Here is a 23,595-nt window from a genome sequence, read left to right on the forward strand (position 1 = left end):
CTTCGCGGGGCAGGCGTTCGCGGGCGTAGGCCCGCTCCTACGGGTGCGTGTCATCGCCAGCCCCTGTAGGAGCGCGCCTACGCGCGCGAACCTCCGCGACCTCTCCCGACGATTTGCTGCACTGACATTGGCATGAGGAACTGACCCATGGCCGTGACCCGTTCCGCCGCGAAGTCCGCGGCCGCAAGGAAGACCCCGCCGCGGCGCCCGGACCCGTTCACCGAGTTCGTCTGGGAAGGCACGGACAAGCGCGGCGTCAAGATGAAGGGCGAGCAGCAGGCGAAGAACGCCAACATGCTGCGCGCCGAGCTGCGCCGGATGGGCATCACCCCGACGGTGGTCAAGCCCAAGCCCAAGCCGCTGTTCGGCAGCGCGGGCAAGCGCATCAGCCCGAAGGACATCGCGGTCTTCAGCCGCCAGATCGCCACCATGCTGCGCTCGGGCGTGCCGATCGTGCAGGCGCTGGAGATCATCTCCGGCGGGCAGAAGAACCCGCGCATGAAGGACATGGTCAACGGCCTTCGCGCCGACATCGAGAGCGGCACCTCGCTCTCCGACGCGCTGGGCAAGTACCCGGTGCAGTTCGACGAGCTCTACCGCAACCTGGTGAAGGCGGGCGAGTCGGCGGGCGTGCTCGACACCGTGCTCGAGACGATCGCCACGTACAAGGAAAACATCGAGACCCTCAAGGGCAAGATCAAGAAGGCCCTGTTCTACCCGGCGATGGTCATCGCGGTGGCGCTGCTGGTCAGCGCGATCCTGCTGGTGTTCGTGGTGCCGCAGTTCGAGGCCGTGTTCTCCGGCTTCGGCGCGGACCTGCCGGCGTTCACCATGCTGTTCGTGAACCTCAGCCGGTTCATGGTGAGCTGGTGGTGGCTGCTGCTGCTCGTGGCGGTCGGGACCGTGGTCGCCTTCATCATGGCGAAGAAGCGCTCGATCCGGTTCTCGCACTTCCTGGACCGGCTGGTGCTGAAGCTGCCGGTGGTCGGCAACATCATGCACCAGGCCGCGCTGGCCCGGTTCTCGCGCACCCTGGCGGTGACCTTCAAGGCCGGCGTGCCGCTGGTCGAGGCGCTGGACTCGGTTGCCGGCGCCACCGGCAACACGGTGTACGAGCAGGCGGTCAAGCGCGTGCGCGACGACGTCGCGGTGGGCTACCAGCTCAACATGGCCATGAAGCAGACCGGCCTGTTCCCGCACATGGTCCTGCAGATGACCGCGATCGGCGAGGAGGCCGGCGCCCTGGACACGATGCTGTTCAAGGTGGCCGAGTTCTACGAGGAAGAGGTCAACAACGCGGTCGACGCGCTGGCCAGCCTCATCGAGCCGATCATCGTGGTAATGCTGGGCCTGATCGTGGGCAGCATGGTCGTGGCCATGTACCTGCCGATCTTCAAGCTGGCCGCCGTCGTCTGATGGCGGGTCCGCACTCCCGGGGGGCCCGCGCGCATCGCGCCGCGGGCCCCGCCCAAGCGACGCCGGCCACCTAGATGGCGTACCTGGACCAGAACCCCGCCATCGGCTTCCCGCTGGTGGCGGGCTTCGGGCTGCTGGTGGGCAGCTTCCTGAACGTGGTGATCCTGCGCCTGCCCAAGCGGCTGGAGTGGGAATGGAAGCGCGACAGCCGAGAGATGCTGGGCGAGCCCGAGGACTACGATCCGCCGCCGCCGGGCATCGTGGTCGAGCCCTCGCACTGCCCGTCGTGCAAGCGCCAGTTGTCCTGGTACGAGAACATCCCGGTCTTCAGCTGGCTCGCCCTGCGCGGCAAGTGCCGCACCTGCAGGGCGCCGATCTCGTTCCAGTACCCGCTGGTCGAACTGCTGACGGCGGTGCTGTTCGTGGCCTGCGTCTGGAAGTTCGGGTTCGGCTGGCAGGGCTTCGGGGCGATGCTGCTTACGGGCTACCTGATCGCGCTGTCGGGGATCGACCTGCGCACGCAGCTGCTGCCCGACCAGCTCACCCTGCCCCTGATGTGGCTGGGGCTGATCGCCAGCGCGGACGCGTTGTACATGCCGGTGAAGCCGGCGCTGCTCGGCGCGATCGCCGGCTACCTGAGCCTGTGGACCGTGTGGTGGCTGTACAAGCAGCTCACCGGCAAGGAAGGCATGGGCCACGGCGACTTCAAGCTGCTGGCCGCGCTGGGGGCGTGGGTCGGGCTGTCGGGGATCCTGCCGACGGTGCTGCTGTCGTCGGTGGTGGGCGCGGTGATCGGCTCGATCTGGCTGGCCACGCAGGGCCGCGACCGGGCGACGCCGATTCCCTTCGGCCCCTACCTCGCCGTCGCCGGCTGGGCCGTCTTCATGTGGGGCGAGCAGCTGGTCGGCTGGTACATGCGGCTGGCCGGGTTGGCCTGAGCGCAGTCCCGCGCAGCGCCTGTCCAGGCAACCTCTGCGCCGATTGCACCCGGCATGCCCATCGCGCCTGTAGAGGCGCTCCTACGGCGAACGAACCGACGACAACCCCGTAGGAGCGGACCTACGTCCGCGATCGAACGCCCGCGTTGGTCTCCGACCCGCGCCGCACGCCCATCGCGCCTGTAGAGGCGCTCCTACGGCGGATGACCCGACCGGGCGACCCCCGACAACCCCCGTAGGAGCGGACCTACGTCCGCGATCGAACGCCCGCGTTGGTCTCCGACCCGCGCCGCACGCCCATCGCGCCTGTAGAGGCGCTCCTACGGCGAACGAACCAACCGCCACGCCCGACAACCCCCGTAGGAGCGGACCTACATCCGCGATCGAACGCCCGCGTTGCGCCGACCCGCGCCGCACGCCCATCGCGCCTGTAGAGGCGCTCCTACGGCGAACGAACCAACCGCCACGCCCGACAACCCCCGTAGGAGCGGACCTACGTCCGCGATCCCGCGCCAGCTCCGGCCAATTCGCGATACCGGACATCCAATCCCCGCGCCGCCGCCTCCAACCGCTCGACCGATCCGTCGTTGACCACCACGTCGTCCGCGATCGACAACCGCGCCGCGCGGCTGGCCTGCGCGTCGACCATGCGCCGCGCGAGCGCCGCGTCGATGCCATCGCGCGCGAGCAGGCGCTCGACCTGCACCTCGACCGGCACGTCGACCACCAGGATCCGGTCCAGCCACGGATACGCCCGTCGCCCGCCACCCTCGGCCAGCAACGGAATGGCCGCGATCGCATAGGGCCCGGGCGCCGCCACGCACGCCTCCTTGAGCGCCGCGCGAACCCGCGGATGGATGATCGCCTCGAGCCGCCGGCGCGCGTCGTCGTCGGAAAACACGCGTTGCCGCATCGCCGCGCGGTCGAGTGATCCGTCGGCCGACAGCACGGCGGCGCCGAACACCTCGACCACCGCACGCAGCCCATCGCTCCCGACCGCCACCGCCTCCCGCGCCGCGACGTCCGCATCCACCACCGTCACGTCCAGCGCCTCGAAGGCGCGCGCCAGCGTGGACTTGCCGGATGCCACCCCGCCCGTCAGGCCGACGACGAACCGGCTCATGCGCGATCCCTGCAGCTGGCCATGACCCGGATCCTGCCTGCCGGGGCGACCGGTGCGATCGAGGGCGCGGCCGTATCCGTCGGCGGGTTGGCAGGCCGCTTCATGCGAAGGCTCCGATGCATGCGCCCTATGCTCGCACGCCCCACGCCGCGGAAGTCCGACCCGCCGGGACGGGGATCGCCGATGCCGGGGTCGCGGCATCGGGCCGCAGGATCGTCGGCATGGACATGCCAGCCGAAAGCGATCGCGGACACCAGGCGCTCCGCAAGGGGCGCGCAACTGTCCCGGGCACCACGTATCTCGTCACCGCGACCACCCACGAACGGGAGCGGCTGTTCGAAAGCTGGCGGTTCGCGGCGCCTGCGGCGGCGACGTTCGAGCGCCCCGGGGTCCTGCGCGAATCGAGCATGCTGGCCTGGGTGCTGATGCCCGACCACGCGCACTGGCTGGTGACGATCGGCGCGGGGGACACGCTGCAGGGGCTCGTCGGGCGGTTGAAGTCGGCGAGTGCACGGGAGGCGAACCGGGGCGGCGGGCGCGAGGGACGGGTCTGGCAGCCGGCTTTCCATGACCGGGCGCTGCGGGCCGACGAGGATCTCGCGGCCACTGCGAGGTACGTGGTGGCCAACCCGAAGCGCGCGGGGCTGGTGCGGCGTGTCGGCGATTACCCGTACTGGAACGCCATCTGGTTGTAGCCCCCGTAGGAGCGCCTCTACAGGCGCGATGGGTTCGCGAGGCGGGTCGGAGGCACGGGGCGTTCCATCGCGGACGCAGGTCCGCTCCTACGGGGACTGTCGTCGTCCGGACCGCACCTTTCCGTAGGAGCGCCTCTACAGGCGCGATGGGGGTGCGGCGCAATCCTGAGTAACGCGGGCATTCGATCGCGGACGTAGGTCCGCTCCTACGGGTGTGGGGGGGCGAGTCGATCGCGGGATGGGCCGATCAGATGAGGCCGGGCCAGAGGCCGCGGATGGCCGCGATGCCCTGGGCGCCGTGGGCGCGGGCGGAGGCGATGTCGCCGGGGGCCAGGCCGCCGATCGCGTAGATCGGCAGGTCACTTCTCTCGCGCAGCGCGGCGAAGGCGTCCCAGCCGATGCCGCGCGTGCCCGGGTGCGAGGCGGTGGCCTCGATCGGGCCGAGCACCGCGAAGTCGCAGCCGATCCGTGCGGCGGCCGCGAGTTCGTCCGCGTCGTGGCAGGAGGCGGCGACCGGCACGCCGGCCGGCAACGGACGCGCATCGAACTCGGACAGCTGCGCCGCGCGCAGGTGCACGCCGGTCCCGAGCTCGTCCGCCAGGCCGACGTCGCCGTTCACCAGCACCTGCGCGCCGAAGCGCCGGCACAGGGCGACGGCTTCGGCCGCCAGCGCGGGCCAGCGGGCGGGATCGAATCCGGCGGGGCGCAGCTGGATCCGCTTCAGGCCGCCACCCAACGCGCGCTCGAGCGCCGACAGCCACCGCTTGCCGCGGCCGGTCGGCGCCGGCGTCACGAGGTAGCGGTCCGGATGCAGCAGGGCCGCGACGACCGGCCGGTCGGCCGAGGGCATCGCGTAATCCGGCAGCTTGTGCGCGGGCACCCAGGCCAGCGCCTGGCCCTCGTGGCCGCGCGGGATGCCCTGCCACGATCGGACGCGGCGCACGTCCAGCCGCAGCCGCTTGTGCGGGTAGGCATGCGGGACGGTGATCACCGCCTCGCCGGGCTCGATGCGGATGCCGAGCTCCTCGTGCAGCTCGCGCGCCAGGGCGCCTTCCGCCGACTCGCCCGCCTCGCGCTTGCCGCCGGGGAATTCCCACAGGCCCGCCAGGTCGCGGCCCTCGGTGCGCCGCGCGAGCAGGATCCGGCCCTTGGGATCGGTGATGACGCCGGCCACGACGTCGACGAAGGGCGCGCCGTCATTCATGCGACATACCCCGCCAGCGACCCCCTGCAATCGCCACCCGTAGGAGCGCCTCTACAGGCGCGATAGGCGCCCCGCGTCGCCGGAAGCGCCACGGGACCCGGAACAGCGAACGCACCGCGCCGCGGTTGGTTGCGCCGGGAAGGCGATCGCGGGCGAAGGCCCGCTCCTACGGAAGTTGAGGCCCCCGGATTCGGGGCATGCCGTCGCGGGGTGGAACCGGGCGTGCCCGCGGCCCGGAGGACGCGGGGCGGGCGGCGACTTCGGTCCGGGTCAGGCGAGCTGTCCATGGCAGTGCTTGTACTTCTTGCCGCTGCCGCAGGGGCAGGGCTCGTTGCGGCCGACCTTGGGCAGCGCGCGCGCGGTCTTCTCGAAGCCCTGGCCCGGCGCGGCGACCGCGGCGGCCTCCTCGTCGGCGCCGTAGCCGCCGGCGTCGGCGTGCTGGAACTGCATCTGGCTGGCGCGGGCCTGGGCCTGCGCGCGCTCCTGCGCCTCCAGCGCGGCGATCTCCTCCTCGCTGCGGATGCGCACGCGGGCGAGCAGCAGCACGACCTCGCGCTTGACCTTCTCCAGCATCTCCGAGAACAGCTCGAACGCCTCGCGCTTGTACTCCTGCTTCGGCTGCTTCTGCGCGTAGCCGCGCAGGTGGATGCCCTGGCGCAGGAAGTCCATGCGCGACAGGTGCTCCTTCCAGCTCTGGTCGAGCACGTTGAGCATCAGGTGCTTCTCGAGCATGCGCATGTTCTCCGCGCCGATTGAGGCCTCGCGCGCGGCGAAGTGCGCCTCGACCTCGCGCTCCACGCGGGTGGCGATCTCCTCGGCGTCGAGCTCCTTCTCGCGCTCGGCCATGCCGCGCAGGTCCATCTCCACGCCCAGCTCGTCGCGCAGCTCGGCCTCGAGCGCGGCCAGGTCCCACTGCGCGTCGATCGAATCGGGCGGCACGTGGCGCGCGACCATCGCGTCGACCACGTCGGCGCGGATGCCCTCCACGTTCTCCTTGACGCTCTCGGCCTCCAGCAGCTCGTCGCGCTGCTGGTAGATCACCTTGCGCTGGTCGTTGTTGACGTCGTCGTAGTCCAGCAGGTTCTTGCGGATGTCGAAGTTGTGGGCCTCGACCTTGCGCTGCGCCTTCTCGATCTGGCGCGTGACCAGCCGGTCCTCGATGACGTCGTCCTCCTTCATGCCCATCATCCGCATCGCCTTCTGCACCCAGTCGGCGGCGAAGATGCGCATCAGGTTGTCTTCCAGCGACAGGAAGAACCGGCTCGAACCCGGGTCGCCCTGGCGGCCGGAGCGGCCGCGCAGCTGGTTGTCGATGCGGCGTGACTCGTGGCGCTCGGTGCCGATGATGTGCAGGCCGCCGGCGGCCAGCACCGCCTCGTGGCGGGCCTTCCACTCCGTGCGCACCGCCTCGCGCGCCGCCTCGTCGGCGTCCTCGCCCAGCGCCTCGAGCTCGGACTCCAGCGCGCCGCCGAGCACGATGTCCGTGCCGCGGCCGGCCATGTTGGTGGCGATGGTGACCGCGCCCGGTCGGCCGGCCTGGGCGACGATGTGCGCCTCGCGCTCGTGCTGCTTGGCGTTGAGCACCTCGTGGGCGATGCCGGCCTGGCGCAGCGCGTTGGACAGCAGTTCGGAGGTCTCGATCGAGGTCGTGCCCACCAGCACCGGCTGGCCGCGGCCGTTGCACTCGCGGATGTCCTCGATCACCGCCTTGAACTTCGCGTCGCGGGTCAGGAACACAAGGTCCGGGTGGTCCTCGCGGACCATCGGCCGGTGGGTCGGGATGACGATCACCTCCAGGCCGTAGATCGAGTTGAACTCGAACGCCTCGGTGTCCGCCGTGCCGGTCATGCCCGAGAGCTTGCGGTACATGCGGAACAGGTTCTGGAACGTCACCGACGCCAGCGTCTGGTTCTCGCGCTGGACCGGCACGCCCTCCTTCGCCTCGACCGCCTGGTGCAGGCCGTCGGACCAGCGGCGGCCGGCCAGGGTGCGACCGGTGAACTCGTCGACGATCACCACTTCGCCGTCGCGCACGATGTAGTCGACGTCGCGCTGGTAGATCGCGTGCGCGCGCAGCGCCGCGTTGAGGTGGTGGACGACGTGGATGTTGTGCGGGGCGTACAGGCTGTCGTCCTCCTGGACGATGCCGGCGGCGCGCAGCAGCGACTCGGCGTGCTCCATGCCGGCCTCGGACAGGTGCACCTGCTTGCCCTTCTCGTCGACCCAGTAGTCGCCCTCGCCCTCCTCCTCGACCTGGCGCACCAGCGTCGGGACGATGCGGTTGACCTTGATGTACAGGTCCGGCGACTCGTCGGCCGGGCCGGAGATGATCAGCGGGGTCCGGGCCTCGTCGATCAGGATCGAGTCGACCTCGTCGACGATCGCGTAGTTCAGGCCGCGCTGGTGGCGGTCGTCCTTCGACAGCGCCATGTTGTCGCGCAGGTAGTCGAAGCCGAACTCGTTGTTGGTGCCGTAGGTGATGTCGGCGGCGTACGCGCCCTTCTTGTCGGCATGCGGCATGCCCGGGTAGACCACGCCGACCGACAGGCCCAGCCAGTTGTACAGCCGGCCCATCCAGGCGGCGTCGCGGCGGGCCAGGTAGTCGTTGACGGTGACCACGTGCACGCCCTTGCCTTCCAGGGCGTTGAGGTAGGTCGGCAGGGTGGCGACCAGGGTCTTGCCCTCGCCGGTGCGCATCTCGGCGATCTTGCCCAGGTGCAGCACCATGCCGCCGATCAGCTGCACGTCGTAGTGGCGCATGCCCAGCACGCGGCGGCTGGCCTCGCGGCAGACGGCGAAGGCCTCGGGCAGGACCTTGTCGAGCGATTCGCCGTTGGCGATGCGCTGCTGGAACTCGGGGGTCTTGGCCTTGAGCGCCTCGTCGTCGAGCTTCTGGAGCTCCGGCTCGAGGGCGTTGACCTTCTTGACGATGCCTTCGAGCTGGCGGAGGAGGCGTTCGTTGCGGCTACCGAAGACGCGGGTCAGCAGGCTGTTGAGCATGGGATTCCGGGGTCGGGTGCGGGCGGGCCGGCGCTGCGCCGGGAGTCCGCGACACAAATAAAAAAGGGCGCCGGGCGCCCTTTTTCACGGGTTCGCGATTGTAGCAGTTGGGGCCGGCCCGCCCGGGTTCAACCCGGGCCGCGGCCCCCGTCGGCTCAGCCGCGCGTCTCGCCCAGGAAGCGGCGCGGGTTGACCGCCACGCCGTTCTCCCACACCTCGAAGTGCACGTGCGGGCCGGTCGAACGGCCGGTGGAGCCGGCCTTGGCGATCTCCTGGCCACGGCGGACCAGGTCGCCCACGCGCCGGGTCAGGCGCGAGTTGTGCGCGTAGCGGGTGACGTAGCCGTTGCCGTGGTCGACCTCGACCACGTTGCCGTAGCCCGAGCGCGCGCCGGCGAAGCTCACCACGCCGTCGGCCACCGACAGCACGGCGTCGCCGGTGTCGGCCTCGAAGTCGATGCCCTTGTGGTACTGGCGGCCGCCGCGCAGCGGGTCCGAGCGCATGCCGTAGCCCGAGGTCACGTAGCTGTCGGCGATCGGCGCGCGCGACGGGGTCGCGTTGCGGTCGAGCTCGCGCGAGAACAGCAGCGACTCGAGCACCGACAGCTGCTGGCCGGCGGCGGCGTACTGCCCCTCGAGCGAGGCCAGGTCCGAGGCCAGCTCGGCAGGCGGCATGTCCTCGACCTTGCCCGCGCCGCCGATGGCGACCGGACGGTCGAAGTCGAACTCGCCGTCGGCCAGCTGGCCGACGCGGGTCAGGCGCTCGCCGAGCGCGTTGAGGCGGGTGGCCTGCGCCTGCAGCTCGCCCATGCGGGCGGCCAGGGCGTTGATCTCGCGCTGCGCGCCGGCCCGGATCTGCTCGACCTCGGCCTGCTGCGCGGCCGCCTGGGCCTGCGCGCGGTCCACTTCGACCATGCCGATGCCGCTGCGCGCGCCGGCGCCGAACACCATGCCGGTCGCCAGCAGCAGGCCGGCGGCCAGCAGCGGGCTGCGGGTCGCGAACGCCCGCGCCTGGGCCGGCATCGCGATGAGGGTATGCAATGTATTGTTGATCGCTGTCTTCAAGGTCATTCCCGATGTCTGGTTCCCGGCCCGCGCCGTCCGCCCCGACCCCCGCGCTCGAAGCGCTGCTGGCCGATGCGTCCGGCGACCCGATCCGCCGAGCCTTGATGCTCGACGCCCTGGACCGTCGGTTGCGCCCTTGCCTGCCACCGGTGCTCGCCGCGCATGCGCGGCTTGCGAACGTCTCCGGCCACAAGCTCGTATTTCTCGTCGAATCCCCCGTCTGGAACGCCAAGCTGAGACTTGCCGAACCCGAACTCCTCGACGCGGCCCGCTCCGTCGGACTCGATGTGGATGCCGTCGTGGTCAGGACCGCGACCGCACCCTTCCACCAACCCCGGCCCGCGGAACGTCCCGCCGTGCCGATGTCGCAGGCGTCGCGCGATGCGCTGCGCGCCGCCCTGGCCTCCCTGGAGGCCGCCCCTTCCGGTTCCGCCGCCGGCGGCAAGCGCCGCGACGAAGATTCCGGTTGAGTGGCCGCCCCGCGCCGGATGTCACGTTTGTCGACGCCCGGTGAAGACGACCGGACGCATCCTATCGGCCGGGTGGGGGCCGGTTGTTAAGGGGTTCGTGGGTATTCGTTAAGATCGCGTTAAAAGCAGGGCCGGGGTTCACGCCTTGCTCACCCAGATCAACGGGTTATGTGACGCACGTCACACAAACAGCGCCAGCCCTGTAGGAGCGCCCCTACGGGCGCGAAGACCGCGCCTGTGTCCGGCCCACGCGGGTTCGCGCCCGTAGGGGCGCTCCTACGAGGGTGGCGGGGCAATCGGGACGCGGGTCAGGCGGGGAGCGGCTCGCCGTAGGCGACCGGGGCGGCGCCGGGATCGTCGAAGACGACTTCCTCCCAGGCATCGGGCTGGGCCAGCAGGGCGCGGACCAGCTTGTTGTTCAGCGCGTGGCCCGACTTGAAGCCCTCGAACGCGCCGATGATCGGCCGGCCGGCGAGGTACAGGTCGCCGACGGCGTCGAGGATCTTGTGGCGGACGAACTCGTCCGCGTAGCGCAGCCCGTCCTCGTTGAGCACGCGGTACTCGTCCAGGACGATGGCGTTGTCCATCGAGCCGCCCAGGCCGAGGTTGCGCTCGCGCATGAACTCCAGGTCGCGCATGAACCCGAAGGTCCGGGCGCGGCTGACTTCCTTCACGTAGGAGCTGGTGGAGAACTCGACCTCCGCGCGGCTGCGCGAGGCCGGGATCGCCGGGTGGTCGAACTCGACCGTGAACCCGATCCGGAACCCGTCGTGCGGCTCGAAGCGGGCGATCTTGTCGCCGTCGCGGACCTCGACGGGCTTGAGCACGCGGATGAAGCGCTTGGGCGCCTCCTGCTCGACCACGCCGGCCGACTGCAGCAGGAACACGAACGGGCCCGCGGAGCCGTCCATGATCGGCACCTCGGGCGCCGACAGTTCGATCCACGCGTTGTCGATGCCCAGGCCCGCCAGCGCGGACATCAGGTGCTCGACGGTCATCACCTTGCCGCCGTCCTTCGACAGGCCGGTGCACAGCATGGTCTCGGTCACCAGCGATGCGTCGGCCGGGATCTCGGCCACCGGGGCCAGGTCCACGCGGCGGAACACGATGCCCGTGTCCACCGGGGCCGGCCGCAGCGTGAGGTAGACCTTCTCTCCGCTGTGCAGGCCCACGCCGGTGGCGCGGGTGATGTGCTTGAGGGTGCGCTGGCGAAGCATTCGGGGGCAGCTCGGATCTCGTCGGGCGAACGGCTGGAACCCAGGCGTGGCGCGGGTTCCCGGACGGCGGGAACCGTCATCTAAACGGCGGGAAGGTTAGCACGCGGCCTGCTGAACCTGAACGTAAGCAAGGCGCTGTCGCGCCCGTGTCACGAATCCGACCCCGCGCCTTCCCGAGCGGACATGAAAACAGCCGGTCGGGGGCGACCCGACCGGCCGAAGAGGACGCCACGGCCCGGGCGGCGCAGCCCGGGTCGTGCTGGAGCGGACCGGACCCGCCGGCCCCTCGCGGGGCCGGTGCCGGGACCGGCGGCCGACGGTGGATCAGTCGGCCTGGCGGCGGAGAAAGGCCGGGATGTCGAGGTAGTCGTCCGGCAGTTCCGCCACCGCGGGCGCGGCCTGCGCCGGCTCGGCGGCCGCGGTGCGGCCACCACGCAGGGCGCTGGCGAAGCTCGGCGCGCCGCGGTTGGCCTCCTCCACGTTGGCCATCGCGTCGAAGTCCGGCTGGCCGGTGGTCGCGTTGCGGACCAGTCGCACCGGGGCGCGGTTGGCCTGCTCGCGCTGGCCGAAGTCGGCGCGGCTGCCGTAGTCGCGGACCGGCTGGCGGGCGGCCGCCCGGTTCAGGCCGGTCGCCACCACCGTGACCTTGACCTCGTCCTGCATGTCCGGGTCGAGCACGGTGCCGATGACCACGGTCGCGTCCTCGGAGGCGAAGTTCTCCACCGTGCGGCCGACCTCGTCGAACTCGGCCATGGTGAAGTCGGGGCCGGCGGTGATGTTGACCAGGATGCCGTTGGCGCCGGACAGGTTGACGTCGTCGAGCAGCGGGTTCTGGATCGCCGACTCGGCGGCGGCCTGCGCGCGGTCGTCGCCGCGGGCGCTGCCGGTGCCCATCATCGCCAGGCCCATCTCGCTCATCACGGTGCGCACGTCGGCGAAGTCGACGTTGATCAGGCCCGGGCGGACGATCAGGTCCGCGATGCCCTGCACCGCGCCGAGCAGCACGTCGTTCGCCGCGCGGAACGCCTGGATCATCGTGGCGTTGCGGCCCAGCACGCTGATCAGCTTCTCGTTGGGGATGGTGATCAGCGAGTCGCAGTGCTGGCCCAGCTCCTCGATGCCCTTGAGCGCGACCTGCATGCGCCGGCGGCCCTCGAACGGGAACGGCTTGGTGACCACGGCCACCGTCAGCACGCCCATCTCCTTGGCCAGCTGCGCCACCACCGGCGCCGCGCCGGTACCGGTGCCGCCGCCCATGCCCGCGGTGATGAACACCATGTCCGCGCCCTGGAGCGCGTCCATGATCCGCTCGCGGTCCTCGAGCGCGGCCTGGCGGCCGACCTCGGGGTTCGCGCCGGCACCCAGGCCCTTCGTCACGTTGCTGCCCAGCTGGAGCTGCAGCTTCGCGCCGCAGTTCTTGATCGCCTGCGCGTCGGTGTTGGCGGTGATGAACTCCACGCCGTCCACGCTGCTGCTGACCATGTGCGCGACCGCGTTGCCACCGCCGCCGCCCACGCCCACCACCTTGATGACCGCGTTCGGGGCCATCTTCTCGACCAGTTCGAAATGCGCCATGTCCTCGTCCTCCGTTGTTATGTACCGCTCGCTCAGAACTCGCCGCGGAACCAGTTCCGCAGTTTGTTGAACACCGTCCCCGCCCGCCCCGCCGGCAGCACCGGCCGGCGCGGGTTCTCGATCTGGCTGCCCATCAGCAGCAGGCCCACGCCGGTGGCATGGACCGGGTTGCCCACCACTTCGCCCAGGCCGGTCACGTGCTGCGGGATGCCGACGCGCACGGGCATCTGCAGCATCTCCTCGGCCAGCTCCACCACGCCTTCCATCTTCGCGGCGCCGCCGGTCAGGACCATGCCGGCGCGCACGTGCTGCTCGAAGCCGCTGCGGCGCAGCTCGGCCTGGACCATCTCGAAGATCTCCTCGTAGCGGGCCTGCACGGCCTGCGCGAGGGACGCGCGCGGCATGCGCCGCGGCGGGCGGTCGCCGACGCTCGGGACCTGGATGGATTCCTCGGCGGTGGCCAGCTGCGCCAGCGCGCAGGCGTAGCGCACCTTGATCTGCTCGGCCTCCGGCGTGGGCGTGCGCAGCATGTGCGCGATGTCCTCGGTGACCTTGTCGCCGGCGATCGGCAGGCTCGCGGTGTGGGCGATGGCGCCGTGCACGAACACCGCCAGGTCCGTGGTGCCCGCGCCGATGTCCACCAGGGCCACGCCGAGCTCGCGCTCGTCGTCGGTCAGCACCGCGGTGCTGGAGGCGAGCGATGCCAGCACCAGGTCGTCGACCTGCAGGCCGCAGCGCTGCACGCACTTGCTCACGTTCGCGGCCGCCGACTGCGCGCAGACCACCAGGTGCGCGTGCACCTCCAGGCGCACGCCGGTCATGCCGACCGGGTTGCGGATGCCTTCCTGCGAGTCGTCCAGCACGTAGTCGCGCGGGATCGCGTGCAGGATCTTCTGGTCGGCCGGGATGGCCACCGCCTTGGCGGCGTCCAGCACGCGGTCCAGGTCGGCATAGTTGACCTCGCCGTCGCGGATCGGGGCGATGCCCTGCGAGTTGCGGCACTGGATGTGGTTGCCGGAGATCGACGCGTACACCGAGCGGACCTCGCAGCCGGCCATCAGCTCGGCCTCCTCGACCGCGCGCTGGATCGACTGCACGGTCGAGTCGATGTCCACGACCACGCCGCGGCGCAGGCCGCGCGACTCGTGCGAGCCGATGCCGATCACCTCGATCGGGCTGCCGGGCGCGTACTCGCCCACCAGCGCGGTCACCTTGGAGGTGCCGATGTCCAGGCCCACGATCAGCGACTTGTCACCCTTGCGGTTCATGCGGTTCCTCGTGTCATGGCCGACGCGCCCGGCGGCTGCGTGGCGGTCCCGGGTGCCGGCGCCTCGCCGGCCTCGGCGGGCTCGCCCCAGACCAGGGCGAAGCCGTTCGTGTAGCGGAGGTCGGCGCGCAGCAGCTGGCGCGGCTCGGCTGCGACCAGGCCCGGCAGCACGCGCGCGAAGCGGGCCAGTCGCGGGCGCGCGTCGCTGCGGCCGACCACGACCTCGGTGCCGTCGGCCAGGCGCAGGCGCCAGCTGCCGCGGGCGTCCATCGCCACGGCGGCGACGCGGCGGCCGGTGGGCCCGAACAGCGCGAGCGCCTCGTTGTAGAGCGCCACCACGTCGCCGGTGCGCGTCTCCGGGCCGGCGAGCCGCGGCAGGCCCGGCGGCAGGTCGATGCCCGACGCGGGGAACAGCAGGCCGCGCTCGGACAGCACGCGGTCCTCGCCCCAGCGCGCGAACGGGACGTGTTCGACGACATTGACCTCGATCACGTCGGGCCAGCGCTTGCGCACCTCGGCGCGCTCGACCCACGGCAGCGCGGCGACCGCGGCGCGGGCCGCGTCCAGGTCGACCGCGAAGAAGCCGGCGCGGGCGTGCGGCAGCACCGTCTCGCGCAGGCGGGCCTCGTCCACGCGTTCGAACTGGCCGTGTACGCGCAGGGTGCGCAGCGGCCAGCGCTCGGCGCCGACCCAGCCATTGACCAGCGCGACCACGGGTGCGGCGACCAGCGCCACCGCCAGCGCCCAGGCGAGCACGCGAAGGAGTGCGCTCATCGCGCACCCCCGCCGGCGTCGATGCCTTCAATGACGGTGCCTTCAAGGATCCGCCACACCAGGTCCTCGAAACCGATGCCCAGCTGGCGCGCGGCCTTGGGCACCAGCGAGTGGCTGGTCATGCCCGGCGCGGTGTTCACCTCGAGCAGGTACATCGTGCCGCTCGCGCGGTCGCGCATGACGTCCACGCGGCCCCAGCCGCTGCATCCCGCCGCGGCGAACGCGTCGAGCGCGAGCCGGCCGATCGCGGCCTCGTCGTCGCCCTCGAGCCCGGGGCAGAGGTACTGCGTGTCCTCGGCGACGTACTTGGCGTGGTAGTCGTACCACTCGCCCTTGGGCACGATGCGGATCGACGGCAGCGCGATGCGCGCAGCGCCGTCGCCGAGGATGCCGACGGTCAGCTCGTCACCGACCACCATCTGTTCCATCAGCAGCTCGCCGGGATAGCGCGCGGCCAGTTCGACCGCCGCGTCCAGCCCCTCGGCGTCGAACACGCGCGAGATGCCGACGCTCGAGCCCTCGCAGGAGGGCTTCACGATCAGCGGGAAACCGACCTCGTCCGCCGCGGCGCGGATCCGCGCGGCCATGTCGTCGCCACCCGGCGCCAGGCGCGCGTAGGCGGGCGTCGGCAGGCCCTCGGCGAGCCACACCTGCTTGGTGCGCACCTTGTCCATCGACAGCGCGCTGCCGAGCACGCCCGAGCCCGTGTAGGGCACCCCGAGCGCGTCGAGCAGGCCCTGCAGCACGCCGTCCTCGCCCCCGCCCTTGTTGCCGTGGAGGATGTTGAAGACGCGGTCGAAGCCGTCGCCGCGGATCGCGTCGACCAGTGCCGGGATGCCGTCCACCGCGTGCGCGTCCACGCCGCGGGCGCGCAGCGCCTCGCGCACGTTGCGGCCGGAGTCGAGCGAGACCTCGCGCTCGGCGCTGGTGCCGCCCATCAGCACGGCCACGCGCCCGAACACGGCCGGGTCGGTGACGCGCGGCGGGTGCATGGCGCTCATTCGCCGCCCTCCCGGCCGAAGCCGTGCGCGGCCAGCCGCTGGGCGGCCGCGCCGATGTCGCCGGCGCCCATCATCAGCAGCAGGTCGCCGTCGCGCAGCACGTCGCCGAGCACGGGGCCGAGGTCCGCCGTGCCGCCCACCACGACCGGGTCGATGCGGCCCCGCGCGCGGATGGCGCGCGCCAGCGACTTGGCGTCGGCGCCGGCGATCGGCGCCTCGCCCGCCGGATACACCTCGGTCAGCACCAGCGCGTCGACGCTGGACAGCACGGCGGCGAACTCGTCGAAGTGGTCGCGCGTGCGGCTGTAGCGGTGCGGCTGGAAGGCCACGACCAGGCGCGTGTCGGGCCAGCCGCCGCGGGCGGCGTCGAACACCGCGGCCAGTTCGCGCGGGTGGTGGCCGTAGTCGTCCACGACCGTCGCCAGGCCACCGTCGGGCAGCGGCGTCTTGGCCAGCAGGTTGAAGCGGCGGCCGATCCCGGCGAACGCCTCCAGCGCCCGTGCGATCGCCCTCGGCTCCACGCCCAGCTGCCAACCGACGGCGGCCGCCGCCAGGGCGTTGAGCACGTTGTGGCGGCCGGGCAGCGCCAGCATCACGTTGCAGCGCGCGCCATCGGGCAGGCACAGCGTGAAGCGCATGCGCGCGCCGGACTGCTCGACGTCCTCGGCGCGGACGTCGGCCGACGGGTCGAAGCCGTAGGTCATGACGTGGCGCGGGGTGTCCGCGGCCAGCTTCGCCACTTCCGGGTCGTCGATGCACAGCACCGCCAGGCCGTAGAACGGCAGCCGGTGCAGGAACTCGGAGAACGCGCGCTGGACGTTGGCGAAGTCGCCGCCGTAGTTCTCCAGGTGGTCGGCGTCGATGTTCGTGACCACCGCGACCAGGGGGTTCAGGCGCAGGAAGCTGCCGTCGCTCTCGTCGGCCTCGGCCACCAGCCATTCGCTGCGCCCGAGGCGCGCGTTGGCACCCGCGGCCAGCAGCTGGCCGCCGATGACGAAGGTCGGGTCGAGCTCGCCCTCGGCCAGCACGCTGGCCATCAGCGAGGTCGTGGTGGTCTTGCCGTGGGTGCCGGCCACCGCGATGCCGCGGCGGAATCGCATGAGCTCGGCCAGCATCTCCGCGCGCGGCACCACCGGGATGCGCTGCGAACGCGCCTCCATCAGTTCGGGGTTGTCCTGGCGGATCGCGCTGGAGACGACCACGCAGTCGGCGCCGAGCACATTCGACGCCGCGTGCCCCTTGTGCACCGTCGCGCCCAGCGTCACCAGCCGGCGCGTGGCCGCGTTCTCGGCGTTGTCCGAACCCGACACCTGGTAGCCGAGGGTGCACAGCACTTCCGCGATGCCGCTCATGCCCGTGCCGCCGATCCCGACGAAGTGGACGCGCGGCCACGCGCGCGCGAAGTCGGCGCGGCCCAGGTCGCCGGGTTGCATCAGGCGACGCTCGTGGCGGCTCATCGCGGGGTCTCCGTGTCGCGCGGCGTGGGGGTGGCGGTGTCCAGCACGATCGAGGCGACGCGCTCGGCGGCGTCGGCGCGCGCCAGGCCGCGCGCGGCCTCGGCCATGCGCAGGCGCAGCGCGGGATCGCCGGCCAGTTCGGCCAGCACCGCGCGCAGGCGGTCGGCGAGGTCGCCGTCGTCCTGCGGCAGCAGTCGCGCCGCGCCCTGTTCGACCAGGTATTCGGCGTTGCGGGTCTGGTGGTCGTCGACGGCCGCCGGGAACGGCACCAGCACGCTGCCGACGCCGACGGCACAGAGCTCGGCCAGGGTCAGCGCGCCGGCGCGGCACACGACCACGTCGGCCCAGGCGTAGGCCTGCGCCATGTCGGCGATGAACGGTTCGAGCGACACCGGCACGCCGGCCGCCGCGTATGCGGCCCGGGCCTCGTCGGCGAGCCGCTCGCCACACTGGTGGCGCACGTCGATCGGCTGCCCCAGCGCCGCCAGCGCGGCGGGCACCGCGGTGTTCAGCGCGCGCGCGCCCTGGCTACCGCCGAGCACCAGCAGGCGCATGGCGCCACCGTGGTCGCGGAGGCGCTCGGCCGGCGCAGGCACGGTGGCGATGGCGTCGCGCACCGGGTTGCCCACGGTCTCCTCGCGCTCGAAGGTGCCGGGGAAGCCCGTGAGCACGCGCCGGGCCAGCCGCGCCAGCACCGTGTTGGTGAAACCGGGCGCGCGGTTCTGTTCGTGCACCAGCAGCGGCCGGCCGCGCAGCCACGCGGCCAGCCCGCCCGGCCCCGCCGCGTAGCCACCGAAACTGACTACCGCGCGCGGACGGCGCAGGCCGATCACCCGCCACGCGGCGAACAGCGCGCGCAGCAGGCGCAGGGGTGCGGCGAGCAGCGTCGCCCTGCCCTTGCCGCGCAGGCCGCCGACGGAAATGGTGTCGATCGGGATGCCGTGCTCCGGCACCAGCCGCGTTTCCATGCCGCCGGCCGCGCCCAGCCAGCTGACCGGCACGCCGCGCGCATGCAGCGCGGCGGCGAGCGCCAGGCCCGGGAAGATGTGCCCGCCCGTGCCGCCGGCCAGGATCATCACCGGGGCCTCGCCGGGCGGCATGCGGCGCGCCATCACGAGGTCCTCCCGAGGTTCGGCTCGATGCGCCCGCGCAGGCGGCTGGTGCCGCGTCCGGCCGACTTCGCGGCGGCATTGCCGCGCGCCGCGGCCGGCAGCGGCTGGGTCGTCGCCGGCACGGGCGGCTTCTCGTCGCCCGGCGGCGGCGTCGCATCGCCACGCAGGCGCGCGACCTGGCGCTGCGCGCGATCGAGCTCGTAGGACACGCGCAGCAGCAGGCCCATCGCCGCGCACGTGGCCAGCACGCTGGAACCGCCCGAGGACACCAGCGGCAGCGTCAGCCCCTTGGTCGGCAGCAGGCCGAGGTTCACGCCGATCGAGACGAAGCTCTGCAGCGCGACCAGCAACCCGATGCCGAACGCGCAGTAGCCGGCGAAGTGGCGGCGCATCTCCACGCACGCCAGGCCGATCGAGAACGCGCGCCAGACCACGATCGCGTACAGCGCGATCACCGCGCACACGCCCACGAAGCCCAGCTCCTCGGCGATCACCGCCAGGATGAAGTCGGTGTGCGCCTCGGGCAGGTAGGCCAGCTTCTGGATCGACCCGCCCAGGCCGACGCCGAACCACTCGCCCCGGCCGACCGCGATCAACGCGTTGGTCAGCTGGTAGCCGCTGTCGAACGGATCCGACCACGGGTCCATGAAGGAAGTGAGGCGGCGCATGCGGTAGGGCTCGGCGATGGCCACGATCGCCAGCACCGGCAGGCCGACGACGACCGGCGCGGCCATCCGCGGCAGGTGCACGCCGCCCAGCACCAGCATGCCGGCGGTCACCGCCAGTACCAGCGACAGCGAGCCGAAGTCCGGCTGCAGGCCGAGCAGCACCACCAGCAGCAGCGCCACGCCCAGCGGCTTGAGCATCGCCGGCCACGTGGCGCCCACCTCCGCGGAGAAGCGCTTGAGGTAGCTGGCCAGCCACACGATGTACATCAGCTTCACCGCCTCGACGGCCTGGAAGCCGGCGATGCCCAGGTCGAGCCAGCGGCGCGCGCCGTTGACGCTTCGACCGATGCCCGGAACGAACACCAGCACCAGCAGCGCGACCGCGCCGAGCAGCAGCACGCGGTCGAACTGTTCGATCGACTTCAGTTCGGTGCGCGCCAGCCACACGGCGATCAGGCCGCCGGCGACCAGGTACACCAGGTGCTTGGCGAGGAAGTAGAACGGGCCGACGCCGAGGCCCTCGCCGATGGCGATCGAGCTCGAGCCCACCATCACCACGCCCAGGCACGCCAGCGCCAGCACGGCGCCGAGCAGCCACGGATCGAAGCGCCCTTCGATCGCGTCGAGCCGGGTAGCCTGGTGGCGGGCGTCGCCCATCAGCGCACCTTCAACGTCGCGAGGCCGACGAGCACGAGGACCACCGAGATGATCCAGAAGCGCACGATCACGCGCGGCTCCGGCCAGCCCTTGAGCTCGAAGTGGTGGTGGATCGGCGCCATCCGGAACACGCGCTTGCCGGTGAGCTTGAACGACGCCACCTGGATCATCACTGAGAGCGTCTCGATGACGAACACGCCGCCCATCACCACCAGCACCAGTTCCTGGCGCACGATCACGGCCATGGTGCCCAGCGCCGCGCCCAGCGCCAGCGCGCCGATGTCGCCCATGAACACCATCGCCGGGTAGGTGTTGAACCAGAGGAACCCGAGCCCTGCGCCGGCGATCGCCGCGCAGATGATCACCAGCTCGCCCGCCCCGGGGATTTGCGGGATCTGCAGGTACTCGGAGAACACGACGTTGCCCGAGGCGTAGGCGAACACGCCCAGCGCGCAGGCGACCAGCACCGTCGGCAGGATCGCCAGGCCGTCCAGGCCGTCGGTGAGGTTGACCGCGTTGGAGAAGCCGACGATCCAGAAGTAGGCCACGCCCACGAACAGCACGCCCAGCGGGATCGCCACGTCCTTGAGCAGCGGCACGAAGAAGGTCGTGGCCGCCTGCGTGTCGGCGGTCATGAACAGGAACACGCCCGCCGCCAGGCCGAACAGCGACTGCATCGCGTACTTCCAGCGCGAGGCCAGCCCGTTCGGGTCGCGGCGCACGATCTTGATCCAGTCGTCGTACCAGCCGATCGCGCCGAAGGCGACCAGCACCGCCAGCACGACCCACACGTAGCGGTTGCGCAGGTCGCCCCACAGCAGCACCGAGACGATCACCGTCATCAGGATCAGCGCGCCGCCCATGGTCGGCGTGCCGGCCTTGGAGAAGTGCGTCTTCGGCCCCTCGCTGCGGATCGGCTGGCCCTTGAACTGGGCGAGCTTGCGGATCACCGCCGGGCCCCACCACAGCGACAGCGCGAGCGCGGTCAGCGCCGCGACGATCGAGCGGAACGTGATGTAGCGGAACAGGCCGAACAGGCTTTCGAGCTGCTCAAGCCAGCGCGCGAGTTCAAGCAGCATCGTGTGCCTCCCCTGGCCCGCCCGGAAGCAGCGCCTCGACGATCCGGTCCATGCGGCTGCCCCGCGACCCCTTCACCAGCACGCGCACGTCCGGGTGCGTGCCCAGGTCGGCGCGCAGCGCGTCGGCCAGCGCGGCGTGGGCGGAGAACACCCGCCCGTCCTCGCCGAACGCACGCGCGGCGTGCGCGCTCAGTTCGCCGAGCGCGTACAGGCGCTTGATCCCCGCGGCCCGCGCGCGACGCCCGGCCTCGGCATGCAGCGCGGCGGCGTCGTCGCCGAGCTCGCGCATGTCGCCGAGCACCAGCCAACCGGCCTGCGGGCCCGCGCCGAGCAGTTCGATCGCCGCGAGCAGCGAGCCGGGGTTCGCGTTGTAGCTGTCGTCCACCAGCGTGGCGCCGCCCGGGAGCGTGCGCACGACCAGCCGGCCGGCGACCGGGGTGGCGGCGGCCAGGCCGTCGCGCACCTGCTCGAGCGTGGCGCCCACCGCCATTGCCATGGCCGCGGCCGCGAGCGCGTTGCGCACGTTGTGGCGGCCCGGCAGCGCCAGCGTGGCGTCGATGGCGCCCTGCGGCGTGTCCATCGTGAAGCGCGTGCCCTCGCCCTCGGGCTGGATGTCGCGGGCGACCACGTCGGCGGTCGACTCGATGCCGAAGCGCACGATCCGGCGGCCGTGCGCGCGCTCGGCGAAGTACGGCGCGAACGCGTCGTCGGCGTTGATGACCGCGGTACCGCCGTTGGGCAGGGCGTCGTAGATCGCGGCCTTGGTGTCGGCCACGCCCAGCAGGCTGCCCATGCGCTCCAGGTGCGCGGGCGCGATGTTGTTCACGAGCGACACTTCGGGGCGGGCCACCGCGGTCAGGTAGGCGATGTCGCCGGGCTTGCCCGCGCCCATTTCGTACACCGCGAAGTCGGCGTCGTCGGGCGCGTCGATCACCGCCAGCGGCAGGCCGATCTCGTTGTTGCGGTTGCCCGGGTTGCCGTAGGCCTTGCCGCAGCGCGACAGGATCGACAGCAGCAGGGTCTTCACCGTCGTCTTGCCGTTGCTTCCGGTGACCGCGAGCACGCGGGTCCGGCCATTGCGCGCGCGATGCATGGCCGAGGCCAGCGCCGCCAGCGCGCGCTCGGTGTCGGCGACCACCACCTGCGGCAGGCGCACGTCCAGGGGCCGCGAGACCAGCAACGCGCGCGCGCCGCCTTCCTCGGCGGCGGCGGCATGGTCGTGCCCGTCGAAGCGCTCGCCGCGCAGCGCGACGAACAGCACGCCCTGGCCGTTGGCGTGGTCGAGGGCACGCGTGTCGGTCGAGACGGCGTCGATCAGCACGTCGTGCGCGGTGTCGGCGCCGACAAGCCGGCCGCCGACCGCTTCCGCGATCCGCGTGAGCGCGACCGGGGTCATTGCCAGGCCTCCAGCGCGTCGCGGGCCACGGCGGTGTCGTCGAAGGGATGCCGCACGCCGTCGATCTCCTGGTACGGCTCGTGGCCCTTGCCGGCGACCAGCACGATGTCGTCGGCGCGGGCCTGGCCGATCGCGCGCGCGATGGCGGCGCGCCGGTCGCGCAGCACCGCCACGCCGGCCTGGTCGTGGATGCCGGCCAGGATGCCGGCGACGATCGCGTCGCCATCCTCGCTGCGCGGGTTGTCGTCGGTCACCACGACCAGGTCGGCGAGCTTCGCCGCGATCGCGCCCATCTCGGGCCGCTTGCCGGTGTCGCGCTCGCCGCCGCAGCCGAACACGCACAGGATCCGGGCCGGCGCGTGCGCGCGCAGCGTGGCGAGCGCCTGTTCCAGCGCGTCGGGCGTGTGCGCGTAGTCGACGACCACGAGCGGCAGGCCGTCGCCGCCGAGCCGGTTCATCCGGCCGCGGATCGGCTTCAGTCCACCGAGGATCGCGGCGATGCGCGCGGCCGGCTCGCCCGCGGCGTGCAGCACGCCGGCGACCGCCAGCAGGTTGTCCACGTTGAAACGGCCGAGCAGCGGCGAGCGCACCGGATGGCGCGCGCCGCCGACCACCAGGTCGAAGGCCAGCCCGTCCTGGTCGAGCTCGACGCCTTCCGCCATGAGCGTCGCGCCCGTCGCACCGCGCGTGCTGACGCCGATCGCGCGCACGCCATCGGGCAGCGCGCCCGCGAGTTCGCGCCCGAACGCGTCGTCCAGGTTCAGCACCGCGGCGCCGAGGCCGGGCCAGGCGAACAGCTTGGCCTTCGCCGCGCCGTAGGCCGCCATGTCGCCGTGGTAGTCCAGATGGTCGCGGCTGAGGTTGGTGAACACCGCCACGTCGAAATGCACGCCGTCCACGCGGCCCTGGTCCAGGGCGTGCGAGCTGACTTCCATCGCCACCGCCTCCGCGCCCGCCGCGTGCAGCTCGGCGAGCAGCGCGTGCAGGTGCAGCACCAGCGGCGTGGTGAACCCGGTCGCTTCCTCGCGGCCGTGCAGGCCGGCGCCGAGCGTGCCGATGGTCGCGCTGCGCATGCCGATGGACTGCCACGCCTGCGCCAGCAGCTGCACCGTCGACGTCTTGCCGTTGGTGCCGGTCACGCCCGCCATGCGCATGTGCGCGGTGGGCCGGCCGTACAGGGTGTCGGCCATCGCCCCCAGGCGCGCACGCAGGCCCGGCACGGGAATCGCATCCGCAGGCGCGGGCCAGGCGTCGGGGGCGGGCGGCTCGAACAGGATCGCCACCGCGCCCGCCGCGCGCGCATGGTCGACGAACTGCAGGCCGTGCAGCCCGGACTGGCTCTCGTCCACCGGCGGGATCGCCACGAAGGCGTCGCCCGCGCGCAGGGCGCGGCTGTCCTGGACCAGGCGCGCCACCGGCACGTCCGGCACGCCGGGCACGTCGGGCAGCAACCGGGCGAGGGACATCGCGCCGCTCATCGCG

The 23,595-nt window shown here is 72.1% G+C and carries 19 protein-coding genes; 4 read left to right on the top strand and 15 right to left on the bottom strand.

Annotation, left to right across the window (positions count from 1 at the left end):
• The first annotated feature begins 147 nt into the window (after positions 1 to 147).
• Both ACYU7H_RS03905 and ACYU7H_RS03910 read left to right on the top strand, forming a co-directional pair.
• The gene (locus ACYU7H_RS03905; RefSeq protein ID WP_460812637.1) at positions 148 to 1,416 is read left to right on the top strand and encodes a type II secretion system F family protein; all 1,269 of its coding nucleotides are present in this window, start codon (positions 148 to 150) and stop codon (positions 1,414 to 1,416) included.
• 74 nt (positions 1,417 to 1,490) lie between these two features.
• The gene (locus tag ACYU7H_RS03910) at positions 1,491 to 2,354 is read left to right on the top strand and encodes a prepilin peptidase (RefSeq protein WP_460812639.1); all 864 of its coding nucleotides are present in this window, start codon (positions 1,491 to 1,493) and stop codon (positions 2,352 to 2,354) included.
• A gap of 493 nt (positions 2,355 to 2,847) precedes the next feature.
• Here ACYU7H_RS03910 and coaE read toward each other — a convergent pair whose 3' ends face one another.
• On the bottom strand, positions 2,848 to 3,477 hold the full coding sequence (gene coaE / locus ACYU7H_RS03915; protein ID WP_460812640.1) for a dephospho-CoA kinase: 630 nt from the start codon (positions 3,475 to 3,477) through the stop codon (positions 2,848 to 2,850).
• 221 nt (positions 3,478 to 3,698) lie between these two features.
• On the opposite strand from coaE, the gene ACYU7H_RS03920 reads away from it, so the two are divergent.
• Positions 3,699 to 4,172 carry an REP-associated tyrosine transposase gene (locus ACYU7H_RS03920; protein WP_460812642.1) on the top strand — a complete coding sequence of 158 codons (474 nt, stop codon included), beginning with the start codon at positions 3,699 to 3,701 and terminating at the stop codon, positions 4,170 to 4,172.
• 247 nt (positions 4,173 to 4,419) lie between these two features.
• Here ACYU7H_RS03920 and ACYU7H_RS03925 read toward each other — a convergent pair whose 3' ends face one another.
• The 3 genes from ACYU7H_RS03925 to ACYU7H_RS03935 all read right to left on the bottom strand — a co-directional run bounded on the left by ACYU7H_RS03925 (position 4,420) and on the right by ACYU7H_RS03935 (position 9,446).
• The gene (locus ACYU7H_RS03925; protein ID WP_460812643.1) at positions 4,420 to 5,376 is read right to left on the bottom strand and encodes a Nudix family hydrolase; all 957 of its coding nucleotides are present in this window, start codon (positions 5,374 to 5,376) and stop codon (positions 4,420 to 4,422) included.
• A gap of 270 nt (positions 5,377 to 5,646) precedes the next feature.
• Entirely contained in the window at positions 5,647 to 8,376 is a 2,730-nt protein-coding gene (gene secA / locus ACYU7H_RS03930; protein WP_460812645.1) for a preprotein translocase subunit SecA, read from the bottom strand.
• A 155-nt stretch (positions 8,377 to 8,531) separates the two neighbouring features.
• Positions 8,532 to 9,446, bottom strand: a complete 915-nt coding sequence (locus tag ACYU7H_RS03935) for a M23 family metallopeptidase (RefSeq protein ID WP_460812646.1) — start codon at positions 9,444 to 9,446, stop codon at positions 8,532 to 8,534.
• On the opposite strand from ACYU7H_RS03935, the gene ACYU7H_RS03940 reads away from it, so the two are divergent.
• Complete coding sequence (locus ACYU7H_RS03940; protein ID WP_460813058.1) at positions 9,431 to 9,910, top strand: DciA family protein; 480 nt, start codon at positions 9,431 to 9,433, stop codon at positions 9,908 to 9,910. The genes ACYU7H_RS03935 and ACYU7H_RS03940 overlap by 16 nt on opposite strands.
• 308 nt (positions 9,911 to 10,218) lie before the next feature.
• Here the strand turns inward: ACYU7H_RS03940 and lpxC are convergent, their stop codons facing one another.
• The 11 genes from lpxC to ACYU7H_RS03995 form a co-directional block, all read right to left on the bottom strand.
• The gene (gene lpxC / locus ACYU7H_RS03945) at positions 10,219 to 11,127 is read right to left on the bottom strand and encodes a UDP-3-O-acyl-N-acetylglucosamine deacetylase (RefSeq protein WP_460812648.1); all 909 of its coding nucleotides are present in this window, start codon (positions 11,125 to 11,127) and stop codon (positions 10,219 to 10,221) included.
• A gap of 324 nt (positions 11,128 to 11,451) precedes the next feature.
• Positions 11,452 to 12,702 (bottom strand): cell division protein FtsZ, encoded by a 1,251-nt coding sequence (ftsZ, locus tag ACYU7H_RS03950; protein WP_460812649.1) that lies wholly within the window; start codon positions 12,700 to 12,702, stop codon positions 11,452 to 11,454.
• Between the two features lie 32 nt (positions 12,703 to 12,734).
• The gene (gene ftsA / locus ACYU7H_RS03955; RefSeq protein WP_460812650.1) at positions 12,735 to 13,970 is read right to left on the bottom strand and encodes a cell division protein FtsA; all 1,236 of its coding nucleotides are present in this window, start codon (positions 13,968 to 13,970) and stop codon (positions 12,735 to 12,737) included.
• Positions 13,967 to 14,743: a cell division protein FtsQ/DivIB gene (locus tag ACYU7H_RS03960; RefSeq protein WP_460812652.1), complete on the bottom strand. Its 777-nt coding sequence runs from the start codon at positions 14,741 to 14,743 to the stop codon at positions 13,967 to 13,969. The genes ftsA and ACYU7H_RS03960 overlap by 4 nt, the downstream gene beginning before the upstream one ends.
• Positions 14,740 to 15,744: a D-alanine--D-alanine ligase gene (locus ACYU7H_RS03965; protein ID WP_460812654.1), complete on the bottom strand. Its 1,005-nt coding sequence runs from the start codon at positions 15,742 to 15,744 to the stop codon at positions 14,740 to 14,742. Before ACYU7H_RS03965 ends, ACYU7H_RS03960 begins: the two co-directional genes overlap by 4 nt.
• Positions 15,741 to 17,201: a UDP-N-acetylmuramate--L-alanine ligase gene (gene murC, locus ACYU7H_RS03970; RefSeq protein ID WP_460812655.1), complete on the bottom strand. Its 1,461-nt coding sequence runs from the start codon at positions 17,199 to 17,201 to the stop codon at positions 15,741 to 15,743. The genes ACYU7H_RS03965 and murC overlap by 4 nt, the downstream gene beginning before the upstream one ends.
• The gene (gene murG / locus ACYU7H_RS03975; protein ID WP_460812656.1) at positions 17,198 to 18,313 is read right to left on the bottom strand and encodes an undecaprenyldiphospho-muramoylpentapeptide beta-N-acetylglucosaminyltransferase; all 1,116 of its coding nucleotides are present in this window, start codon (positions 18,311 to 18,313) and stop codon (positions 17,198 to 17,200) included. The genes murC and murG overlap by 4 nt, the downstream gene beginning before the upstream one ends.
• Positions 18,313 to 19,638: a putative lipid II flippase FtsW gene (gene ftsW / locus ACYU7H_RS03980; protein ID WP_460812658.1), complete on the bottom strand. Its 1,326-nt coding sequence runs from the start codon at positions 19,636 to 19,638 to the stop codon at positions 18,313 to 18,315. Before ftsW ends, murG begins: the two co-directional genes overlap by 1 nt.
• Positions 19,638 to 20,717, bottom strand: a complete 1,080-nt coding sequence (gene mraY / locus ACYU7H_RS03985; RefSeq protein WP_460812660.1) for a phospho-N-acetylmuramoyl-pentapeptide-transferase — start codon at positions 20,715 to 20,717, stop codon at positions 19,638 to 19,640. Before mraY ends, ftsW begins: the two co-directional genes overlap by 1 nt.
• Complete coding sequence (locus tag ACYU7H_RS03990; RefSeq protein WP_460813060.1) at positions 20,707 to 22,119, bottom strand: UDP-N-acetylmuramoyl-tripeptide--D-alanyl-D-alanine ligase; 1,413 nt, start codon at positions 22,117 to 22,119, stop codon at positions 20,707 to 20,709. Before ACYU7H_RS03990 ends, mraY begins: the two co-directional genes overlap by 11 nt.
• On the bottom strand, positions 22,110 to 23,591 hold the full coding sequence (locus tag ACYU7H_RS03995) for a UDP-N-acetylmuramoyl-L-alanyl-D-glutamate--2,6-diaminopimelate ligase (protein WP_460812662.1): 1,482 nt from the start codon (positions 23,589 to 23,591) through the stop codon (positions 22,110 to 22,112). The genes ACYU7H_RS03990 and ACYU7H_RS03995 overlap by 10 nt, the downstream gene beginning before the upstream one ends.
• Positions 23,592 to 23,595 lie beyond the last annotated feature (4 nt).

It is taken from the genome of Luteimonas pelagia (assembly GCF_054776035.1).

Excerpts from the sequence above, each read along its gene's own strand:
- ACYU7H_RS03905 (WP_460812637.1), top strand. The coding sequence starts at position 148 with ATGGCCGTGACCCGTTCCGCCGCGAAGTCCGCGGCCGCAAGGAAGACC.
- ACYU7H_RS03910 (WP_460812639.1), top strand. The coding sequence starts at position 1,491 with ATGGCGTACCTGGACCAGAACCCCGCCATCGGCTTCCCGCTGGTGGCG.
- coaE (WP_460812640.1), bottom strand. The coding sequence starts at position 3,477 with ATGAGCCGGTTCGTCGTCGGCCTGACGGGCGGGGTGGCATCCGGCAAG.
- ACYU7H_RS03920 (WP_460812642.1), top strand. The coding sequence starts at position 3,699 with ATGGACATGCCAGCCGAAAGCGATCGCGGACACCAGGCGCTCCGCAAG.
- ACYU7H_RS03925 (WP_460812643.1), bottom strand. The coding sequence starts at position 5,376 with ATGAATGACGGCGCGCCCTTCGTCGACGTCGTGGCCGGCGTCATCACC.
- secA (WP_460812645.1), bottom strand. The coding sequence starts at position 8,376 with ATGCTCAACAGCCTGCTGACCCGCGTCTTCGGTAGCCGCAACGAACGC.
- ACYU7H_RS03935 (WP_460812646.1), bottom strand. The coding sequence starts at position 9,446 with ATGACCTTGAAGACAGCGATCAACAATACATTGCATACCCTCATCGCG.
- lpxC (WP_460812648.1), bottom strand. The coding sequence starts at position 11,127 with ATGCTTCGCCAGCGCACCCTCAAGCACATCACCCGCGCCACCGGCGTG.
- ftsZ (WP_460812649.1), bottom strand. The coding sequence starts at position 12,702 with ATGGCGCATTTCGAACTGGTCGAGAAGATGGCCCCGAACGCGGTCATC.
- ftsA (WP_460812650.1), bottom strand. The coding sequence starts at position 13,970 with ATGAACCGCAAGGGTGACAAGTCGCTGATCGTGGGCCTGGACATCGGC.
- ACYU7H_RS03960 (WP_460812652.1), bottom strand. The coding sequence starts at position 14,743 with ATGAGCGCACTCCTTCGCGTGCTCGCCTGGGCGCTGGCGGTGGCGCTG.
- ACYU7H_RS03965 (WP_460812654.1), bottom strand. The coding sequence starts at position 15,744 with ATGAGCGCCATGCACCCGCCGCGCGTCACCGACCCGGCCGTGTTCGGG.
- murC (WP_460812655.1), bottom strand. The coding sequence starts at position 17,201 with ATGAGCCGCCACGAGCGTCGCCTGATGCAACCCGGCGACCTGGGCCGC.
- murG (WP_460812656.1), bottom strand. The coding sequence starts at position 18,313 with ATGGCGCGCCGCATGCCGCCCGGCGAGGCCCCGGTGATGATCCTGGCC.
- ftsW (WP_460812658.1), bottom strand. The coding sequence starts at position 19,638 with ATGGGCGACGCCCGCCACCAGGCTACCCGGCTCGACGCGATCGAAGGG.
- mraY (WP_460812660.1), bottom strand. The coding sequence starts at position 20,717 with ATGCTGCTTGAACTCGCGCGCTGGCTTGAGCAGCTCGAAAGCCTGTTC.
- ACYU7H_RS03995 (WP_460812662.1), bottom strand. The coding sequence starts at position 23,591 with ATGAGCGGCGCGATGTCCCTCGCCCGGTTGCTGCCCGACGTGCCCGGC.